The following is an 18,030-nucleotide window of genomic DNA, read 5'->3' as shown; positions in this document are numbered from 1 at the left end:
ATAAAGCTAAAAAATAATGATAAGTATAACGAATGACCTTGAGTTTAATAGGAAGAAACATGTTTCAAATCAAGCCCGTTGACCATCAGCAAGATGAGACCATTCAGCATAAAATCGACAACAAAACCAAACCTCTTGGCGCCTTAGGAGAACTTGAAAGTCTGGCCATGCAACTGGCACAAGTTTTAGGTGATCCTATCTGTATTCGTCGACCTAAATTGTTGGTTTTTGCTGGCGACCATGGCATTGCGGCATCGGGGGTCTCTATTGTGCCCAGTGAAGTGACCACTCAGATGGTGGTTAACTTTTTAGAGGGGGGGGCGGCAATCAATGCATTTTGTCGTCAAAGTGGTTTTGAAATGGAAGTCATTGATTGCGGGATTGCGCAGCCATTAGATATGCCAGGGCTCATCAATCAACGATTGGGCGCTGGAACCAATCCTATTCATCGTCAACCCGCCATGACCATTGGTGCAGTAAAGCAAGGTTTTGCTATGGCTAAAGCCCGTGTGGCACACCACCATGCACAGGGGACAAACCTGCTTGGTTTTGGTGAGATGGGCATCGGCAATACGTCGTCAGCGGCTGCGATTATGGCTGCGGCATTGCAAGTTCCTGTGGCCGATTGTGTTGGCCGTGGTACCGGCATTGATGCGGCGACCTTAAAGCGCAAGCAAGCCCTCATTGAAGAAGCGCTACGCATTCACTCTGACAGCCTAGATGATCCCATTGAGCTACTGGCAGCGCTGGGCGGATTTGAAATTGTACAAATGACCGGGGCAATACTTGCGGCGGCAGAATTAAACATGGTGGTGGTAATTGATGGCTTTATCGCAAGCGCGGCGGCGATAATGGCAATAAAGATCAATGCAAATTGCCGTGATTACATGGTGTTTGCCCATAAAAGTGATGAGCGTGGTCACTTACTGATGCTGGAATTTTTGCAAGCTAGACCGCTACTTAACTTAGGGATGCGTTTAGGTGAAGGCACGGGCGCAGCGTTAGCTCTGCCACTTATCGAGGCTGCGGCGAGCTTTTTCAATGACATGGCAAGCTTCGATGACATGGGCATAGAGATTGATACTAAACAACCGCCAGTCAGCTAATCGGAGCAGGTTATGCTAGTAAGACAGTTGCAGCTATTTTTAATTGCTATTGGCTTTTTTACCCGTATCCCTATTCCTGCCAGTATCACCATTGATGCAGAACGGCTCAATCAAGCCAGTCGTTATTTTGCCGCAGTGGGGATCGTTGTTGGCTTAATTAGTGCGTTTACTTATCTATTGCTGGCCCAGTGGCTACCAGCATCTATCGCTATTGTTGCCGCGATGGTGATGAGTGTGATCGCTACCGGAGGCTTTCATGAAGATGGCCTTGCGGATACCGCTGATGGGTTTGGTGGTGGTTGGACCGTTGAAGATAAACTTGCCATCATGAAAGACTCACGTCTCGGCACTTATGGGGCACTGGCGTTGGTGTTAGCCTTGCTGGCCAAATTTGTGTTGTTGACCGAAGTCGCGCTCATTGATGATTACTTTGTTGCCGTTGCTTTGGTTGTGGGTCATTGTTTAAGTCGTATGTTGGCGGCCAGTATGATCTTTTCAGCGACCTATGTGCGTGACACTCAAAGTAAAAGTAAGCCGCTAGCGAGCAGTCAGACCGCCAATGAGCTTGGCATATTACTCGCCACAGGTGCCGCGGTGCTGTGGTTATCTCCGCTTGAACACTACTTATCACTCATCGTCTGCTTAGGGCTAACGAGATTCATCTTACTTTGGGGCTTTAAGCGCCAAATTGGCGGCTATACTGGGGATACGTTAGGCGCAGCTCAACAGGTGAGTGAGCTGGTCATTTACCTGTTTATTTTGGTGGTGCTGGCATGATCTCTTTAATATTGGGCGGCGCGCGCAGTGGCAAGTCTCGATATGGGCTAAAACTTGCTAATCAAGCAAGTGAGCAGGGCAAGAGCTGTGTTTTTATTGCGACAGCACAAGCCTTTGATGATGAGATGCAGCAACGCATCAATCGCCACAAAGAGGAACGGCGCGCCGATGGTATAGCCTGGCAGCTTATTGAGAGCCCACTGGATTTATCGACCAGTCTTGAAACCCATGCTACGGCAAACAATTTTGTGCTGGTGGACTGTTTAACTTTGTGGCTGACAAATCACCTGATGCAGCAAAGTGATTACGCGGTTATCAAAGCGCAATTACTTAATACTCTACAGCAACTGCCGGGAGATGTGGTGTTGGTAAGCAATGAGGTTGGCATGGGGGTGATACCCGCTGATCCGTTGAGCCGCCAATTTGTCGATCAAGCCGGTTGGTTGCATCAAGCCTTGGCCGAGTTAGCCGATGAGGTGGTTTTGGTCACCGCAGGTATTGCTCAGGTGCTCAAATCTGCGCATCAGGTGCATGAGCAGGGCAGATCATGAGCCAACAACAGAAAAAAGTCGCGCAAAACATATTAATGGTTCAAGGGACCACGTCAGATGCGGGCAAGACCACTTTGGTGGCGGGGCTGTGTCGCTACTTTGCCAATAAAGGGTGGCAAGTCGCGCCATTTAAACCACAAAATATGGCGTTAAACAGTGCTGTGACCGATGATGGCGGCGAAATTGGCCGCGCCCAAGCCTTACAAGCCATCGCTGCGCGAGTGAAACCGCACACCGACTTTAATCCTATTTTGCTGAAACCCAGTTCCGATAGCCAAGCGCAGGTGATCATTCATGGCAAAGCGTTAGCCAATATGGAAGCCGCTGAGTATTTCGGTAAAGACAGCCAAGGCTATCGAGTCAAAGCAATGGCGGCAGTCGAGGCGTCATTGTCTCGCCTACAGCAGCAATATCAATGCGTGCTGGTGGAAGGCGCAGGCAGCCCTGCCGAAATCAATTTGCGTGAAGGCGATATCGCCAATATGGGCTTTGCTGAACACGTAGATTGCCCAGTGATTATTATTGCCGACATCGATAAAGGCGGGGTATTTGCCCATTTGGTGGGGACGCTGGCACTGTTATCGGAATCGGAGCAAGCGCGAGTGAAAGGCTTTGTGATTAATCGCTTTCGCGGTGATATTAGTTTGCTGCAATCGGGGATTGACTGGCTAGAGCAATACACCCAAAAGCCGGTACTCGGGGTGCTGCCTTATATCAACGATTTTCATCTTGATGCAGAAGATGCCATCGATAACGTGCCAGCCAAACAAGCCGCCAGCTTTAAAGTGTTAGTTCTTGTCTGGCCGCGCGTCAGCAACCACACCGATTTTGACCCATTGCGGCTTAACCCCGACGTCGAGTTTCAATATGTGCATGCACAGCAGCAAGTCGACTGGCAGTCACTGCCTCAGGCCGATCTAATTATTCTACCTGGCAGTAAGAATGTGCGTGAAGACCTAGCGGTGATGTTACAGCTTGGCTGGGATAAAGCGATACAGCGGCACTTACGCTATGGCGGCAAAGTACTGGGCATTTGTGGTGGTTATCAAATGCTAGGCTTAGCGATTGACGATCCTTTAGGGATCGAAAGTGCAGCCGGTGAGTCTGAAGGGCTAGGTTTACTGCCAATTGTGACCACATTAACGGCCAATAAATGCCTGACACAGGTTAGCGGCCAACTGCACTTAGACGGTAAGCAAGCGCAATTGCAAGGTTACGAGATCCACTGTGGGCAATCACAACTGCTTAATCAACCTCGGCAACCATTGACACTCAGTACTGATACCGCCAGTGAATTTTTTGAGGGGTGCCTCAGTGATGATGACCAGATTTTGGGTACCTATGTACACGGCCTATTTGATCACCCCCAAGCGGGTCAACTGTTACTGCAATGGGCGGGTATGCAAAAGGTGCAGGCGATAGATATTAGCCAACAACGTGAAATGCAATTACAACGACTTGCCGATGGCATCAGTCGCCATTTAGACATGACGGCAATTGAAGCCATCATTACTGGTGAGTCGTAACAAAAATAATGACTCCATTTAGGAAGGGACCATGAGAGCAGACAATCAACAAGGCAATCAAACAACGAATGATAGCCAAAGCGAACGCGACAAAGTGAAAGCTGAGCGCCATAAAGCGCGACAGCAAAAGGTTAAAGAGGGCGTCGATGCCAAAATCGCCAAAGCGCAAACAGAAAAAGGCGTGCTATTGGTATTAACCGGTAATGGCAAAGGCAAGTCTACCGCAGGTTTCGGCAATATCACCCGCGCGGTAGGCCATGGCAAGAAAGCAGCCGTGGTGCAGTTTATTAAAGGTAACTGGCCCTGCGGCGAGCGCAAAGTGTTGGAGCAGGTTGGAGTAGAGTTCCATGTGATGGGCACGGGGTTTACCTGGGAAACCCAAGACAGAGAAAAAGATACCCAAGCCGCCCAAGCTGCGTGGCAAGCAGCAGAGAAATTACTGCAAGATGACAGCATCGATATTGTGCTATTTGATGAACTGACTTACATGGTGACCTATCACTACATCGAACTTGAGCGCGTTCTGGCCGCGTTGAAAAACCGCCCGCCGATGCAACATGTGATTATTACTGGCCGCGCGTGTCATCGCGAGATTATTGCACTGGCGGATACGGTCAGTGAAGTACAGCCTATCAAGCATGCGTTTGAAGCTGGGGTGAAAGCGCAAATTGGTTTTGATTATTAGGCTGCAATGGTATTGTTTGAAGCATAGGCCTGCATCAATGGCATAGTGATTGTTAAGTGTTAAGTGTTAAGTGTTAAGTGTTAAGTGTTAAGTGTTAAGTGTTCAGAGTAATAGATAAATGTGCATATTTTGAATTGTAAGCTCACTAGCGAATAGTGCCGTGCTTTGCTAACGCTAGAGGCTCTATGAGAGTTTGATGCTGGTTTTTATTTTGAATACAGCAAGTCGCTGTCAGCGCTTGCAGCGCAGCTTGTTTCACATTTTTTGGAGAAATGAATCCAAAAGTGTGCCCAAATTGATTGTTAAACTGCTACCCAAGGTCGAAGTTTAACAATCGTTATCAATGTAGACCGTGATTTAGTTGCTCGCACCTTGGCCAAATCGATATACGATCTGTGCATTGAGCTGCCTATCCGATTGTTTATGTTTAGCGCTATAGTGTTGCTGCCAATCAAGTTGCAGCGCCCAGTTGGCCGCAAGTTGGTAATGCAATCCCGCTCCTAGGTTTATTTGGAATGCTTTTTGGCTTAAGTCTTTGTCACGCATAGACTCGCCAAAACCGGCAGTGAGATAGGGACGTAGTGACTGCTCAGTATTAAAATAATACTGGGTATCTAAACTGTATTGCTCAAAGGTGACGCTGTGCTGACTATGATGCTGCTTTAAGTCGGCTCTGGCGTAGCTTAGCCTAGTCGACAGACTTGGCGTAAAATACAACCCCAGACTTATTGTAGGCGCCCATCCTGACGCTAATCCCCAAGCCGAAGACGGCTGTAGCATGCTTGTACCGGCAGAGATACCGACTATAGAGTAGCTAACAGGATCACCAGTTTGTTCATGATAGCTGTTTAGATAACTGTAACGACTAATATTAGATTCAGTTCGACCGCCACCAATGCGATAGCTTAACTGCAATTTCACTTGTTTATCCGTTAAGCCGTTATCTAACTCTTGCTCCGAGATCCCGATATAACCCGTGCCGGCTTTAACAATATCTTGGCCAAATAATTGGTTAACACCTCGGCCTATTGAGTCGATTGGGTCAAGGAAAAAGCGCGCAGTACTGCCCATGCCTTCACTGCCCCAAACGGTACCGCCCCGAGCAAGGATCTGCTGCTCTTTGTTATATGCCCACTCTCCATAAACCCAACCAAGCACCGGGGTTACCACAATGTCTTGAATTGATGGCGTTTCGGCAAAAGCTTCAACGCCGTATTCCCAGTAGAATGTCGACATCATAAATGAGTAAATAAACGCATCCCATTGACGATAGCCAGACTTACGAGCCGCTTGGTAATAAACGCCACCAAAGTATGGGTGGCCAATATAATTAATGGCGAAATCATCGCGATCCCACACCGGACCAGAGCGAACATTATCCCACCATTTTTGCATCAACCTATCATCACTTTTATCCCAGTTGGTAATACTGGTTGGCAGTAATGTCATTGCACCCGCTACACCAACACCGTAAGCGGCGACAGATTTGGTTTGCGACCACAAACGTGCACTATCTTCACCATGTTGAGGGTTAAATAGCGAGACTTTGTAGGGCGACTCATACCGGGCCCCCTGAGAAGCGAGTTCCTCCCAACTGCTGTTGGTGATCGTTGCTCGATAATAGCGCTGCCCGTCTATTGCGATATCATCAAGGGTTATATCTTCTGCGTTTAGAGCCGTACTGACTAACACAATACATGCTGCGGCAACCGACCTTACATTGAGTTTCAACCTAAAAAAAAGTGACACTTTAATCACCTTATATAAATGAGTAAGGCAGTCTGAAGACTAAAGAGGGGGTTACGACTTTCATGGTCATAAAGCTGTTTTTAACGCGGTGCTGCAACGAGAAGTACATATATCGAAAGCCTCAATGGTGTGCGGTTTTACCAATAAAATTTATAGGTGCATTACACATTTTTACTGAGGTTAAATCGATGAATTAGAGAAAGTTATATCTGCTAGTTGAGTATTCCAACCACAAAAAAAGCGACCTGATTAGGTCGCTTATTCAAGTTGTTTTAAGGCTGTAGAATTAATGCCTTATCAAAATCTTTTAAAGAAGGGTCCAGTTGGCCAAAGCTTGTCTTGCCCAGTAACACATCACTCCATTGTGCATGGGAGAGTGAAATAGTCACACCATCATTTGGCTGCTGCGCAACTTGGATAATGCCGTTACGAAGCACAATGCTAAATGCGGCATCACTATCGTTCATGGCTAAGTTGAACTTTGCATATAAACCTTGTGCTTTTTGGGTATCAACTAAATAACGTAAGTATTCTACGTTTGATGCTATCGGCGACTTTTTCAGCCTTTGCTCATCAATCACGCCCATCATTTGGCCTAATTGCTGAAAGCTGTGTAACTCATGACCCTCTAGTGACAGTTTGCCTTCATGCAACAGCGCTTCTGATATATAGAACCCACGTGCATTTGCCGAACTGGTACGTTGTCCAAGGGCTCTTGCAGCGTCAGCTCTAAGCTGCTTTACATCGGCGTTATTTGCATCAACAGCCAATATTTGCGAGGTCAGATAAAGCGACCACTGCCAGCCATCAAGGCTTTGTTTTTGATTAGACGATTTGACCATTTCAATGACAGCTTCAACGCCGCCAAGGCTGTCTATATACTTCTTGGCAAATTCGTTAGTGCGCAGCGGATTAATATCGTAAACGTCCCAACCATTCCAGCCCATTATGCCGTTATAAACTTGCTTTACATGGCTTTCAACTTGACCATAGATCTCTTTATCCTGTCTGAGCGCCAATGGCATATGCACAAATTCCGCGGCACCTTGTGCATCTTTTCCTAGGCTAATTGCCCGAACGGTTTGATCGTGAATGAGTTGCATCGAATCTCTAAAAGCATGAATCGACTGAACGGCCTCTTCTCGGGTTGTATTGGCTGCGCCATGAATGTCGACATGAAAATCAAAGTCGTATGACAATAGCAAATCTGCTGCCTCTACCAATCGAATGGGATCTCGGTATCTATCGCCTCTTAAGGTGTATAAATTAAAGATACCGCCATCGCCATTAATGGCATTAGTCACCATCAAGCTTTTTTCAGGAAAGTAATAGGCCACGCTATCGGTAACATCTGTGGGACTTGGCAGCACAATCACTTCTGTGCCTGCAATATGGTGTGTTTCTATCTCGTTATGCGTAAATGTAATGTCGGGTGATACATAGCCTTTTTCACCTGACAGTTTATCCATGCTGAAGCCAAGTTGATTAGGAAAGGCATCAGGGCCACTCTCAGGGTGAAGCATGCCAAACTGGATCATGGCTCTCGCGTTGAAATTGCCTGCTAAGGCACTAACACCATTGTCTGCGTGTAAGTGTTTTTCCATCCATTCATGGGCGTATACCTTAGTGTTCTCTCCCATCCAGGCTTGGGTACCAAACACATAATGCGAGTGAGTATACAAAACCGCTGCTACATCAAGGCTATCATTCAACAATTGTTCTAATGCAGCGCGTTGCTCTTTTGCCACTGTCATACTATCGCCTGTATCTACAATAACCCAGCCTTCAGGCGCTTGCACTGCGATTACATTTCCAATCCCCCAGCCCGCAATGCGATAGACACCTTCGGTAATTGGCGTAACGGTTTTGTTCTCTACATGCCAAGCTTTATCGACAACCGAAGCGGGTAGGGTGGTGACAGCGCCGTTTTTCATTGTTATGGGTTCGTAGTTCAACGACATATTGTACTGATCTGCTACCGCAAAAAATGCCGTTGTAATTAATAAGCCGCTACCTATGATTTTTGAATACATGTATGAAACCTTCTTTGTTGGACCTGAGATCGTTTAGGCCTGATTTGTTGCGTCAATTAAACGCACTAATCCAACTGAGGTCGACGAATTAGAGAAAGTCATTTGTGCTAATTCACTTGCTGTAAAGCCGTTTCTAAAATGTGGTTAACATGGTTTATATCAACTGGTAGCCCCAATAAAACAATGGCTTATTGTGAAATGATATAGTGTGTTTGAGGCCCGTTTAAGGGTGATACCATCGTCATTGCGGGACGTTTTCAGGCCGGAACCTAACGCCTGTCCGGCGAGGAATGTGCTGCTACTGCTGCGAGGCGCCACAAGCACCTCCATGTGGGCTCTGCGATGACATCTGATGTGAAAGGATTCACAAATGCCGCGATGACATTGATGTCATAGAGCGGCCATGAAACCGAAGCTCGCAGCCGTACCTACAACTAGATATTTTATCTCTTCGATTTAGGTTTTATTAAAATCCCCAAGCTTGTTATATGACTTACTTCAGCCCCATTTCAAGCTAGACCAGAATTTAAACCTATATACCACCACACTTCGACCAGGAACGAAGTATCAATAAATCAGTTTGTTAGAATGCTCATATCAATTCAACCATATTAAAGAGAATAAAATATGATAGCTGTTATTTTTGAAGTTCAAATTGCTGAGGGTAAAACGGCAGAATACTTAGATATCGCCAATGAGATAAAGTCGCAATTGTTTGAAATAGAGGGTTTTATTTCCGTAGAGCGCTTTCAAAGCCTTACCACTGAAGGCAAAGTTCTTTCTCTTTCATTTTGGGAAAATGAAGAGTCAATTCAAGAATGGCGTGCATTAGAGTCGCACAGGTACGCACAATCTAAAGGGCGTGGTGGAGTATTTAAAGACTATCGACTAAGAGTGGCAGGTGTTATGAGGGACTATGCTATGAACCATCGCTCTGAAGCCCCCAAAGATAGCATCGAAGTTCATGGGTGATATGACGAAATTGATAATTGTCACGAGTCGCGATACATTGACTGGATCAGTTATCGACATAGGTAGCCATGAGTTTGAGCAAGCAAAATAACCTTTCCGTGGTATCAGAAAGTTATAGTCAAGAAATAGACATGGCTGCACTAGCTGCCGCTATGTCCGACTCTTCGAGGATGAAGATTCTATGTGCTCTTATGGACGGAAGAGCTTGGACAGCAACAGAACTGAGTGCTGTTGCAGGCATTTCCGCATCCACAACCAGTTCGCATCTATCACGTTTAGTCAAAGCAAACCTCTTAATGTGCTTATCTCAGGGGCGGCATCGATACTTTAGGTTGTATAACAACAGTATCGCGTCATTGTTGGAAAGTATGATGGGTGTAACTTTTCAAACAAGTAACCCTTCACGCTCGAGAGTGCCTGAAGAGCTGCTAAAAGCGAGAACTTGCTACGATCACTTAGCTGGAGACATTGCGGTAAAGCTATATGATTCACTGGTTTCAAATGGCTGGCTTGAAAGTGATGGAAGTGACCTAACATTGCAGGGTAAAGAAGAATTTCTAAAACTTGGTGTTTGTATTGAAGCAAAAACCAAACGCAAGAAATGCTGCCCGTGCTTGGACTGGAGTGAACGAAAGTTCCACCTTGGTGGGTTCTTAGGGGCATCGTTACTCGAATTTCTTGAAATGCATAGTTGGATAGAACGAGTGTCGGGATACCGTGAAGTAATTATTACGCCTAAAGGGCATCAAGAGTTAAGTCGTCACTTTCAGATTAATAAATAGAGATTATATTTTGATTTTTACCAATTAAAGTTTTTACTCTTTCCCGTTCTTGTCCAAAAGTGAGCTAGAAAGTGCTAGTGTCTTAGCCGTAACAAAAGAATATCTAGCTGTTGTCGTTGATGAGTCCTGCTAGTGAAGTCTAACCTCCTCCCTCTAGCCATCAGAGCTTCAATTAGCGATACTATCCTGCTGAAGTCATAGAAAAATTAGCCCGATACAACCAAGGATTGAGATGAGATTAGTGATACAGTTGTGCTGTGCGGCATTGCTCATAAGCAGCGGTGCAGTGCAGGCAAGCAAACCTGCGGAGAAAATTATTGCCCTATCGCCCCATGCGGTTGAGATGCTGTATGCCATTGGGGTGGGCGATAAGATTATTGCTACAACCGACCATGCCGATTATCCGGCTGACGCTAATAATATCCCTCGTATTGGCGGTTATCATGGTATTCAAATAGAGCGGGTGTTAGAGCTTAACCCAGATCTTGTGGTGGTGTGGGGCAGTGGCAATAAAGCCGAGGAGATTGCCAGAATTAAGTCGTTGGGTTTTCAAGTGTTTGATAGCGACCCTAAGTCTTTAGAGGCGGTTGCCGATGAGTTGCTGGCCTTGGGTGAGCTTACCGGGGCACAAACTCAAGCCAAAGCGGTGGCTGATGACTATCGTCAAAATTTACTGTCGCTGCGTCAAGACAACGCATCAAAACCAGCTGTGGATGTGTTTTATCAGTTGTGGTCGACTCCATTAATGACGGTGGCCAAAAATAGCTGGATCCAGCAGATCATTGCGGTGTGTAACGGCAGTAACGTGTTTGTTGATAGTGATAGCGATTATCCACAAATCAGTATCGAAAGTGTGTTGTTAAAACAGCCGCAAGTTATCTTGCAAAGTCAGGATGAGGGCAATATCTTAGGCGTTAATTGGCAGCAGTGGCAGGATATTCCTGCGGTGAAAAATGGCCATATTTACCAGCTAAATGCCGATATTTTGCATCGTGCAGCGCCACGGGCAATTCAAGGTGTGGAAGTGCTCTGCGAGGCGCTGGATAAAGCCCGTTAACTTTTTGCTAGATCACCAATAAAAATACAAAGGATTGAGAAACTGATGACAACATTATTAATTTGTTTGTTTATTGCGATGTTATTGCCTTATTTAGCCAAAGGCCCTGTTGCGGTGGCAATGGCTAAGTTAGGGGGCTATGACAATAATCACCCGCGCGAACAGCAAGCTAAACTAACCGGTTTTGGCGCGCGAGCGGTTGCAGGCCATCAAAATGCGTTTGAGTCGTTGCTGATATTTGGTTTGGCTGTCGTGGCAGTGTTAGCCACAGGTAAGGTTAATGGTGTTGCTGAAACTGCCGCCATTGTGCATGTCATCGCCCGTGTGGCGTACCATATTTTGTACCTGATTGATAAAGGTACTTTGCGGTCTTTGTCTTGGTTTGTGGCCATTATCGCGTCATTTACCATTTTATGTCAGGCATTTTAGTGGCTGAAGTTGGCAGTAAAATTTAAGATTTGATACCAAAAGCCCCGCTGATAACAGTGGGGCTTTTTTGTCGTGCTATCTTAGGCTAAAACCGCATTAAAGCTGGTAGTTAAAGGTCAGCTTAGCGTTACGTTCTTCGCCTGGCATGCCTCCTAAGAACATGGCTTTGTTGTAGTAGCTTTCGTTGAATAGATTGTTAACGTTTAACTGTAGTTGCCAGCTATCTGCTTGATAGCTAATCGCGGTATCCATTACGGTGTAGCTCGGCACATATCCGTCTGGAATGCCAAATGAGCTTGAGTTGGTGCTGCGCTCATCAACATACTGCGCCCCTAGGCTAATGTTTAATGGGCTGGCAAGCGAGAACCAATCAGCCCCATAGGTGACCCAGGCGCTAGCGGTTACATAGGGCACGCCTTTTTGGCGAGTATCATAGCTGCTGCGAGTGGGATCTTTCTTATCCCGTGCATCTTGATAAACGCCATTGACGTTAACTGACCATTGCTCGTTAAGGTAAGCGTTTAGATCGAGCTCTACGCCGCTAGTTTCCTCGGCGCCATCATTGAAGTATTGCGCAACATTAGGCGCTGACACGCCTTCTTCATAGTCTGGGTTAGTGTAACGTAGGTTAGTGCGCTTACTCTTAAACAACACCAATGACGCCAGCAGTTGGTCATCAAAGGCTTTGTAGCGGATACCTAGATCGTCACTGACAGACTCAGAATCTGGGCGATCATCTTCGCCATTGATGCTACCTAATATACTGTAAGCGGTTCTGCCCTTTGAGTGGTTAACAAACAGTGACAGATCATCGGTTGGCATGTAAGTCACGCCTAAGTTATAGGTAATGCCGTTGTCAGTTGTATCTTGTTCAGGCGTAGGCTCTGCTGCACTGGCACGGTAACGTGCGTCTACGCCTAAATGCTCATATGATTGCTTAATTTCGTTAAATGCAACACCGATACGGGTGGTAAATCCATAACCTAGGTAACCAACGTGCTGAACGCCCACGCCCCAGGCATTGACGGTTTTGTTGTAGTTACTCGTAAGCAGTGGATCATAGTCTTCAAAGCTGCCTTGGCCCCAGTTTGGCTGGCGAATATCGTAGATATAAGGATGTTTACCTTGATACAGTACTTCACCGTTCTTATCTTTGATTATCTTATCAGCATCGTAAATAGAGTATTGCTTAAAGCTAATGGTGCGATCTTCAAAATTAGCGTTGAGCAACAGCTCGTTATCAATGCCGCCTAGCTCGAAGTCATAGCGTAGATCGGCAAAGTACTGCCAAGAGGTTTCATCGGCTTCTACTTTTCGGTATTCCTGACGGCGGGCAGCAAAGGGGTAGAGCACACCGTCTTCTACTAGTGGGCCGCGTGGGTCGGCGTTGATGGTGCCACTGCGGTTCCAGTAGACATAGTTATAAGCCCCCGTTTGTCGTGCAAAACCCGAGGTATAATCGCGGTATTGTAGCTGCTGATTTAAAAATAGGTTGTCGTTAAAGTAGATGTTGTGGGTCAGCTTAAAGCGCAGCTCTTCGCCTTCGTTGTCTTTGGCGATAGGTGAGATAATCCCTGCGTCGCCAAAAGCGTAGGGCGTAAGGCCATCGCCGCTTGCTAGCGAGTCAGCAAGCTGCTTACGTTGCGCTTCAGTGAGGTTAATGCCATTGCCGTTAGGGTCATTAATCAGATCTTCCCAGCTCACTTGATCAGCGGCTTTGCCATCAACAGACGCAGCATTAAAAATTCGGATTGGGTGGCCAATGGAGTCAACAGCGATAGCATCTTTGATATAAGATGCGGACAACATAATATCTTGGGTATCGTCGAACACATATTTTAGCGAGGTGTAGATTTCATCGCGGTCGGTACCAATATCACGATAGCCATCACTGCGGGCCGTTTTGCCCACGATGCGGTAAGCTAAGTCGTCTGTAATGCCACCGGTGCTATCAACTGACAAAGCGTAGGTATCCCATTGGCCAACCTCGACGCCGATATCATGTCTAGATTCAAATTGGGGTTTCTTTTCTATCAGATTGATCACCCCGCCAGCGCTCCCCATACCATATAAACCGGTTGCTGGTCCCTTTAGTACTTCGACAGATTCGACATTGGTCAGCGAGCGGGTGGGGTTAAAGCTATTGCCAAGCCCGGCACCGCCATACATGCCATCAAAGGTATAGTTAGCTCCCAGTCCACGAATGACTAAGTTATCGCCAATACCATAGTTATTGCCCGCTTGGGTCACACCACTGATATTACGCACCAAGTCTTGCAAGCTATCTGCGCCCTGAGCATTGATGAGTTCTTCATCAACAATCACCACTGCGGCAGGCGTTTCCATTAGCGACATATTTGATTTTGTCGCCAAGCCTGAATTCATCACCACGTGGTTTTGTCTTCCATAGACAGTAATATGTTCCACATCCTTGTTTTTCTCTGCTTCTGCTTGGCTTACGCTCGCTGAGTTCTCGGCTGAGACATCGGCTTGTTGTGCCAATACTCCTGCAGAAGAAAAGCTTGCGGCACAGGCGACTGCAAGTAGCGAAAAACGAAATTGTTGCATAAGTTAATACCCCTCATCATTATTGTGTAGCGAATGATAATTATTCTCGTTCGCATTGCAATAGATGTTTCTGTGCCTGATACAAATTTGAGGGGTTTGTTATGTTTTTTAGGGTTTTAGCGAGACGATTTACAAAGTAAATCTTGTATATATAGTGTTAAATGCTTAATTTTGCTTAAAGTTTATGCAGTGTCAGCATCGTGTCGTAAACACGCAGGAAGGGAGTATTGCAGTTAGCTGTTCGACTTAATCGTTTAAGCGATGTGCGCCTTTTGAGCAAAAGGCGGCATAGGTTAGGCTAACGTTAAGACAAGCGTTAAGACAAGCTAGTGACTGTGCTATGGCCGTATTATCAGATGATTTCTTTATGCAAGTTTGAAAAAAACAATACTACTTACCAGTACAAGCACCACATAGCCGAGAAACAACTTGCCAGCTTGACGATGTTTAGTCGCTAAAGCGATAACTTGGCTATTATTAACCTGTTTAAGTTGCTCATTGGCCGATTTGGAGACAAACACCATAGGCAGCTTTAACCCTTTAGGTGCACCGAGCTGCTGCCAGATGGCCGGCTCAAATTCTCTTACAGCTTGATAATAGCGGTATTCTGCTACAACTGAGCGCAGCATAAGTACCGCCCATAACACAGCAATAATACTGATAATCCACATGTCTCTCTCCTTGACGCCGTTTAACTAGAAGCTAATTAAGTAAAAGCCATCAAGGTGAACTTTGCAATGGTGTAAATGGAAAAGCTGTTAGTTTGGCATTTGCTGAGCATAGTAAAACACCGCAATCAACATGGGGGTATATAGCAAGATACCCAGTGCCATTGAGATAGTATGAAAGCGACGGCTGTTGAGCTTGGCGCTGTATTTAAGCTTGGGTGAGTATCGTAAGCTTAATAGCGAAATGATCACATAGAGTGCTAACCAAGCGTACCAAAATTCGGCAAATAGCAATGGAGTTTGCTGTAAGAAACCGTAAAAACCGCACAGTCCCACTAACATGAATAGTGCATTGACCATCTCTTCAATTTTAACGATGAGCGGGCTGTTGTCTCGTCCGCTGATGTACTCATAAATTTTAACTGGAAAGGGCAAAATGAGCAGCGCGGCGATTATCCAAAATGACAGTGTCCAAAACATCAATAAATCCTTTTATTTGTCTGTAGGTAGCTAAACTCGTTCCTATAACAATATGGGGATGCATCAATTGAAATTAAAGGCTTACTTTGTGCCTTTACAGCATGCTTGCGTCGACATCCTTAACCTTAATTTTTAACGCTGCTTCACGGGCTTAGTTCTGTCCGAACTAGCCTTCTGTCCGCCGTTCCCATAAAGCGTCCGCTTGTAGGTTGTCCGGTCACTTTTACAGTGTCCGCGGACACTTTTGAACTGACCGTTACTAGCGGATATATCAATAAAATGAATAAAATCAATGTTTAGTGTTTTTTGGCACGGCAATTGTAATAACTCTTACATTATTGATGAAAACCGCTGTAGCGGACACTGTAAAGGAATAACACCATGATTAAGGATACCAGCGCACAAGATAAGGTCGTTGCCCCCAGCATCAAACGTAAGCTTAAGTGGCCTACCATTGTGGGTATTGGTGTGGTGATGCTGTCGGGATTAGTCTGGGCGAGTGTCGGCAGCAGTGGTGTGAGCAAATCAATCAATCGTGGCGAACTGCGTTTTGCCACGCTAGAGCAAGGGACACTAACTCGTGATATCGCCACTACCGGTAAAATTGTCGCCGCTAATGCCCCAATCCTATATAGCCCTGAGCGCGGCACAGTGACCTTAATCGCTAACCCAGGTGATCGTGTTGAGCAAGGCCAAGTGGTAGCAACCATAGAAAGCCATAGCCTAACCAACAGTTTAAAGCAGCAAGAAGCACTGTTAGAAGGGATGCAAAGCGCACTAGAGCGGGCACGCCTTGATGCAAGACGTGAGCAGTTAAAGGCGCAACAAACCATTGATATGGCCAAAGTGGATTTAGAGGCTGCCGACCGCGAGAGTCGCCGTGGTGACAAGCTGATTGAGAACAAGCTGATTTCTAAAATTGACTTTGAAAAAAGCAAAGATGATCTCCACAAAGCCAAGTTGCTGTTTGCTCACGCTAAACAAGAAGCCAGTTTGATGAAAGATACCTTGAGTTTTGAAGTGAAAAACAAAGCACTTGAGGTCGACCGTCAAGCATTGGTGGTATCAGATCTACAACGTCAGGTGGCCGCGCTGAACATTATCGCGCCGGTTGGCGGCATCATTGGTAACTGGTTAACCGAGCAAAAGGCTCGTATTGATCAAAGCCAACCCATTCTCACCGTTGTTGACTTAAGTGCATTTGAAGCGGAATTGGCCGTACCTGAATCCTATGCTGATGAACTAGGACTTGGCATGGATGTGGAGCTGAGCTTCGGCACGGTCACGATACTCGGTAAGGTGTCATCTATCTCGCCTGAAGTGAGAAATCGCGAAGTGACCGCTAGAGTACGCTTTACCCAAAAAGACAGTTTAAAACTACGTCAAAACCAACGTTTATCTGCCCGAGTGCTGTTAGAAAATCGACCGAATGTGTTGATGGTGAAACGCGGCGCATTTGTGTCATCGGGTGGCGGTCGTGCTGTATATAGCATGAACGATGACATTGCGACCTTGACCGAAATTCAATTAGGCGCCCGCAGTATGAGTCACATTGAAGTGATAGCAGGTGGCGAAGTGGGTGACACCTGGGTGATTTCCAGTGTTGAGCCATTTAGCAATGCTGAACAAGTATTGGTTCGCTAGGAGGCGATGATGCAGAGCTTAGTAATGAATAAACATAAATTAGTCACCCTATTAGCCCTTGCCTTGCTGCTAGTGGCGACGCACAACCTAACAGCAAATCCAGCAGATTGGTTTTTGTTAGGCCTGAATATTATCGACATGTCCGCGCCAGCGGTTGAGTCGAGCAACGAGTTTGCTGAAGTGGTTCATCAAAGTATGGACCTTGCAGAAGTCTTAATCTCTATCGCTGAACAGATTTGTTCAAGCGTAACGTATTAATTTTAAAGGAATGAATTTTATGCTTTCAATGAAGAACATCAACAAGGTATTTAAAACCGACTTAGTGGAAACCCATGCGTTACGTGATTTTAATCTTGAGGTGAAAGAGGGCGAGTTTGTTGCGGTCACCGGCCCTTCTGGTTCTGGTAAAACCACGTTTCTTAATATTGCTGGCTTGCTTGAAGGTTTCACCAATGGTGATTATTTTCTGGATGGTGTCAATATTTCCAACCTTAGCGACAACAAAAGTGCTGCCATCAGAAACGAGAAAATTGGCTTCATTTTTCAGGGGTTTAATCTAATCCCTGATTTGAACCTAGCGGAGAACGTGGAAGTGCCGTTGCGCTACCGTGGTTTTAGTCGTAGCGAGCGAGATAAGCGCGTAAAGCAAGCACTGGAGCAAGTGGGATTAGGTGCCAGAATGAAACACCTGCCAGCACAGCTATCAGGTGGTCAGCAGCAGCGGGTAGCCATTGCCAGAGCACTTGCCGGAGAGCCAAGATTCTTATTAGCGGATGAGCCAACGGGTAACTTAGACAGCATGATGGCGCGCCAAGTTATGGAGCTGCTCGAAGACATCAATAAAGCTGGCACAACCATTATTATGGTGACCCATGACCCTGAATTGGCACGTCGTGCCCAGCGCAATATTCAAATTGTCGATGGTCAGGTGTGTGACTTTACCATGTACCAAGGCGGTCAACCGCAGCTGGTTAGCGACAATGTTCAGGCTGTGAGCTAAGGA

17 protein-coding genes are annotated in these 18,030 nt (G+C 46.1%); 12 read left to right on the top strand and 5 right to left on the bottom strand.

Features of this window, described 5'->3' with window-relative positions; translation table 11 throughout:
- The first annotated feature begins 59 nt into the window (after nt 1-59).
- From cobT to cobO, 5 genes are read left to right on the top strand one after another with little or no spacing between them, the layout of a single operon-like run.
- Nucleotides 60-1,106, top strand: a complete 1,047-nt coding sequence (cobT, locus tag FLM48_RS17460; RefSeq protein WP_372847120.1) for a nicotinate-nucleotide--dimethylbenzimidazole phosphoribosyltransferase — start codon at nt 60-62, stop codon at nt 1,104-1,106.
- A gap of 12 nt (nt 1,107-1,118) precedes the next feature.
- Complete coding sequence (locus tag FLM48_RS17455) at nt 1,119-1,883, top strand: adenosylcobinamide-GDP ribazoletransferase (protein WP_179025527.1); 765 nt, start codon at nt 1,119-1,121, stop codon at nt 1,881-1,883.
- Nucleotides 1,880-2,434, top strand: a complete 555-nt coding sequence (gene cobU, locus FLM48_RS17450; protein WP_179025526.1) for a bifunctional adenosylcobinamide kinase/adenosylcobinamide-phosphate guanylyltransferase — start codon at nt 1,880-1,882, stop codon at nt 2,432-2,434. Before FLM48_RS17455 ends, cobU begins: the two co-directional genes overlap by 4 nt.
- Nucleotides 2,431-3,960 carry a cobyric acid synthase gene (locus FLM48_RS17445; RefSeq protein ID WP_179025525.1) on the top strand — a complete coding sequence of 510 codons (1,530 nt, stop codon included), beginning with the start codon at nt 2,431-2,433 and terminating at the stop codon, nt 3,958-3,960. The genes cobU and FLM48_RS17445 overlap by 4 nt, the downstream gene beginning before the upstream one ends.
- A 31-nt stretch (nt 3,961-3,991) precedes the next feature.
- Nucleotides 3,992-4,645, top strand: coding sequence for a cob(I)yrinic acid a,c-diamide adenosyltransferase (gene cobO / locus FLM48_RS17440; RefSeq protein ID WP_179025524.1), 654 nt, complete (start codon nt 3,992-3,994; stop codon nt 4,643-4,645).
- Between the two features lie 357 nt (nt 4,646-5,002).
- Here the strand turns inward: cobO and FLM48_RS17435 are convergent, their stop codons facing one another.
- Both FLM48_RS17435 and FLM48_RS17430 read right to left on the bottom strand, forming a co-directional pair.
- Nucleotides 5,003-6,394 (bottom strand): DUF3943 domain-containing protein, encoded by a 1,392-nt coding sequence (locus FLM48_RS17435; RefSeq protein WP_256870966.1) that lies wholly within the window; start codon nt 6,392-6,394, stop codon nt 5,003-5,005.
- Between the two features lie 272 nt (nt 6,395-6,666).
- Entirely contained in the window at nt 6,667-8,427 is a 1,761-nt protein-coding gene (locus FLM48_RS17430; protein ID WP_179025523.1) for an alkyl sulfatase dimerization domain-containing protein, read from the bottom strand.
- A 627-nt stretch (nt 8,428-9,054) separates the two neighbouring features.
- Between FLM48_RS17430 and FLM48_RS17425 the strand changes: the two genes are divergently transcribed.
- From FLM48_RS17425 to FLM48_RS17410, 4 genes are all read left to right on the top strand, one after another.
- Nucleotides 9,055-9,399 (top strand): antibiotic biosynthesis monooxygenase, encoded by a 345-nt coding sequence (locus FLM48_RS17425; RefSeq protein WP_179025522.1) that lies wholly within the window; start codon nt 9,055-9,057, stop codon nt 9,397-9,399.
- A 74-nt stretch (nt 9,400-9,473) separates the two neighbouring features.
- Nucleotides 9,474-10,181 carry a helix-turn-helix transcriptional regulator gene (locus FLM48_RS17420; RefSeq protein WP_256870965.1) on the top strand — a complete coding sequence of 236 codons (708 nt, stop codon included), beginning with the start codon at nt 9,474-9,476 and terminating at the stop codon, nt 10,179-10,181.
- Between the two features lie 232 nt (nt 10,182-10,413).
- The gene (locus FLM48_RS17415; RefSeq protein ID WP_179025521.1) at nt 10,414-11,238 is read left to right on the top strand and encodes a cobalamin-binding protein; all 825 of its coding nucleotides are present in this window, start codon (nt 10,414-10,416) and stop codon (nt 11,236-11,238) included.
- A 45-nt stretch (nt 11,239-11,283) separates the two neighbouring features.
- The gene (locus FLM48_RS17410) at nt 11,284-11,667 is read left to right on the top strand and encodes an MAPEG family protein (protein ID WP_028771544.1); all 384 of its coding nucleotides are present in this window, start codon (nt 11,284-11,286) and stop codon (nt 11,665-11,667) included.
- A gap of 96 nt (nt 11,668-11,763) precedes the next feature.
- Here the strand turns inward: FLM48_RS17410 and FLM48_RS17405 are convergent, their stop codons facing one another.
- From FLM48_RS17405 to FLM48_RS17395, 3 genes are all read right to left on the bottom strand, one after another.
- Entirely contained in the window at nt 11,764-14,235 is a 2,472-nt protein-coding gene (locus FLM48_RS17405; RefSeq protein ID WP_179025520.1) for a TonB-dependent siderophore receptor, read from the bottom strand.
- 365 nt (nt 14,236-14,600) lie between these two features.
- Entirely contained in the window at nt 14,601-14,906 is a 306-nt protein-coding gene (locus FLM48_RS17400) for a hypothetical protein (protein WP_028771542.1), read from the bottom strand.
- 87 nt (nt 14,907-14,993) lie between these two features.
- The gene (locus FLM48_RS17395; protein WP_179025519.1) at nt 14,994-15,383 is read right to left on the bottom strand and encodes a hypothetical protein; all 390 of its coding nucleotides are present in this window, start codon (nt 15,381-15,383) and stop codon (nt 14,994-14,996) included.
- Between the two features lie 381 nt (nt 15,384-15,764).
- On the opposite strand from FLM48_RS17395, the gene FLM48_RS17390 reads away from it, so the two are divergent.
- Genes FLM48_RS17390 through FLM48_RS17380 form a run of 3 tightly spaced genes read left to right on the top strand, consistent with a single transcriptional unit; the run spans nt 15,765 to nt 18,027 of the window.
- A complete protein-coding gene (locus FLM48_RS17390) occupies nt 15,765-17,027 on the top strand; it encodes an efflux RND transporter periplasmic adaptor subunit (RefSeq protein WP_179025518.1) in 1,263 nt (420 codons plus the stop codon).
- Nucleotides 17,028-17,051: 24 nt separating this feature from the next.
- Nucleotides 17,052-17,285, top strand: a complete 234-nt coding sequence (locus FLM48_RS17385; RefSeq protein ID WP_179025517.1) for a hypothetical protein — start codon at nt 17,052-17,054, stop codon at nt 17,283-17,285.
- Between the two features lie 19 nt (nt 17,286-17,304).
- Nucleotides 17,305-18,027: an ABC transporter ATP-binding protein gene (locus tag FLM48_RS17380; protein WP_028771538.1), complete on the top strand. Its 723-nt coding sequence runs from the start codon at nt 17,305-17,307 to the stop codon at nt 18,025-18,027.
- Nucleotides 18,028-18,030 lie beyond the last annotated feature (3 nt).

The sequence above is a fragment of the Shewanella sp. Scap07 genome, from assembly GCF_013394145.1.
Classification (GTDB): Bacteria; Pseudomonadota; Gammaproteobacteria; order Enterobacterales; family Shewanellaceae; genus Shewanella; species Shewanella waksmanii.
The sequence above is the reverse complement of the archived record's forward strand: the minus strand, read 5'-3'. Positions and strand labels throughout refer to the sequence as shown.

What these genes read in the sequence shown, in the direction of transcription:
- cobU (WP_179025526.1), top strand. Translation starts at nt 1,880, where the DNA reads ATGATCTCTTTAATATTGGGCGGCGCGCGCAGTGGCAAGTCTCGATAT.
- FLM48_RS17380 (WP_028771538.1), top strand. Translation starts at nt 17,305, where the DNA reads ATGCTTTCAATGAAGAACATCAACAAGGTATTTAAAACCGACTTAGTG.
- FLM48_RS17415 (WP_179025521.1), top strand. Translation starts at nt 10,414, where the DNA reads ATGAGATTAGTGATACAGTTGTGCTGTGCGGCATTGCTCATAAGCAGC.
- FLM48_RS17385 (WP_179025517.1), top strand. Translation starts at nt 17,052, where the DNA reads ATGAATAAACATAAATTAGTCACCCTATTAGCCCTTGCCTTGCTGCTA.
- FLM48_RS17410 (WP_028771544.1), top strand. Translation starts at nt 11,284, where the DNA reads ATGACAACATTATTAATTTGTTTGTTTATTGCGATGTTATTGCCTTAT.
- FLM48_RS17445 (WP_179025525.1), top strand. Translation starts at nt 2,431, where the DNA reads ATGAGCCAACAACAGAAAAAAGTCGCGCAAAACATATTAATGGTTCAA.
- FLM48_RS17400 (WP_028771542.1), bottom strand. Translation starts at nt 14,906, where the DNA reads ATGTGGATTATCAGTATTATTGCTGTGTTATGGGCGGTACTTATGCTG.
- FLM48_RS17455 (WP_179025527.1), top strand. Translation starts at nt 1,119, where the DNA reads ATGCTAGTAAGACAGTTGCAGCTATTTTTAATTGCTATTGGCTTTTTT.
- FLM48_RS17425 (WP_179025522.1), top strand. Translation starts at nt 9,055, where the DNA reads ATGATAGCTGTTATTTTTGAAGTTCAAATTGCTGAGGGTAAAACGGCA.
- cobT (WP_372847120.1), top strand. Translation starts at nt 60, where the DNA reads ATGTTTCAAATCAAGCCCGTTGACCATCAGCAAGATGAGACCATTCAG.
- cobO (WP_179025524.1), top strand. Translation starts at nt 3,992, where the DNA reads ATGAGAGCAGACAATCAACAAGGCAATCAAACAACGAATGATAGCCAA.
- FLM48_RS17390 (WP_179025518.1), top strand. Translation starts at nt 15,765, where the DNA reads ATGATTAAGGATACCAGCGCACAAGATAAGGTCGTTGCCCCCAGCATC.
- FLM48_RS17405 (WP_179025520.1), bottom strand. Translation starts at nt 14,235, where the DNA reads ATGCAACAATTTCGTTTTTCGCTACTTGCAGTCGCCTGTGCCGCAAGC.
- FLM48_RS17430 (WP_179025523.1), bottom strand. Translation starts at nt 8,427, where the DNA reads ATGTATTCAAAAATCATAGGTAGCGGCTTATTAATTACAACGGCATTT.
- FLM48_RS17395 (WP_179025519.1), bottom strand. Translation starts at nt 15,383, where the DNA reads ATGTTTTGGACACTGTCATTTTGGATAATCGCCGCGCTGCTCATTTTG.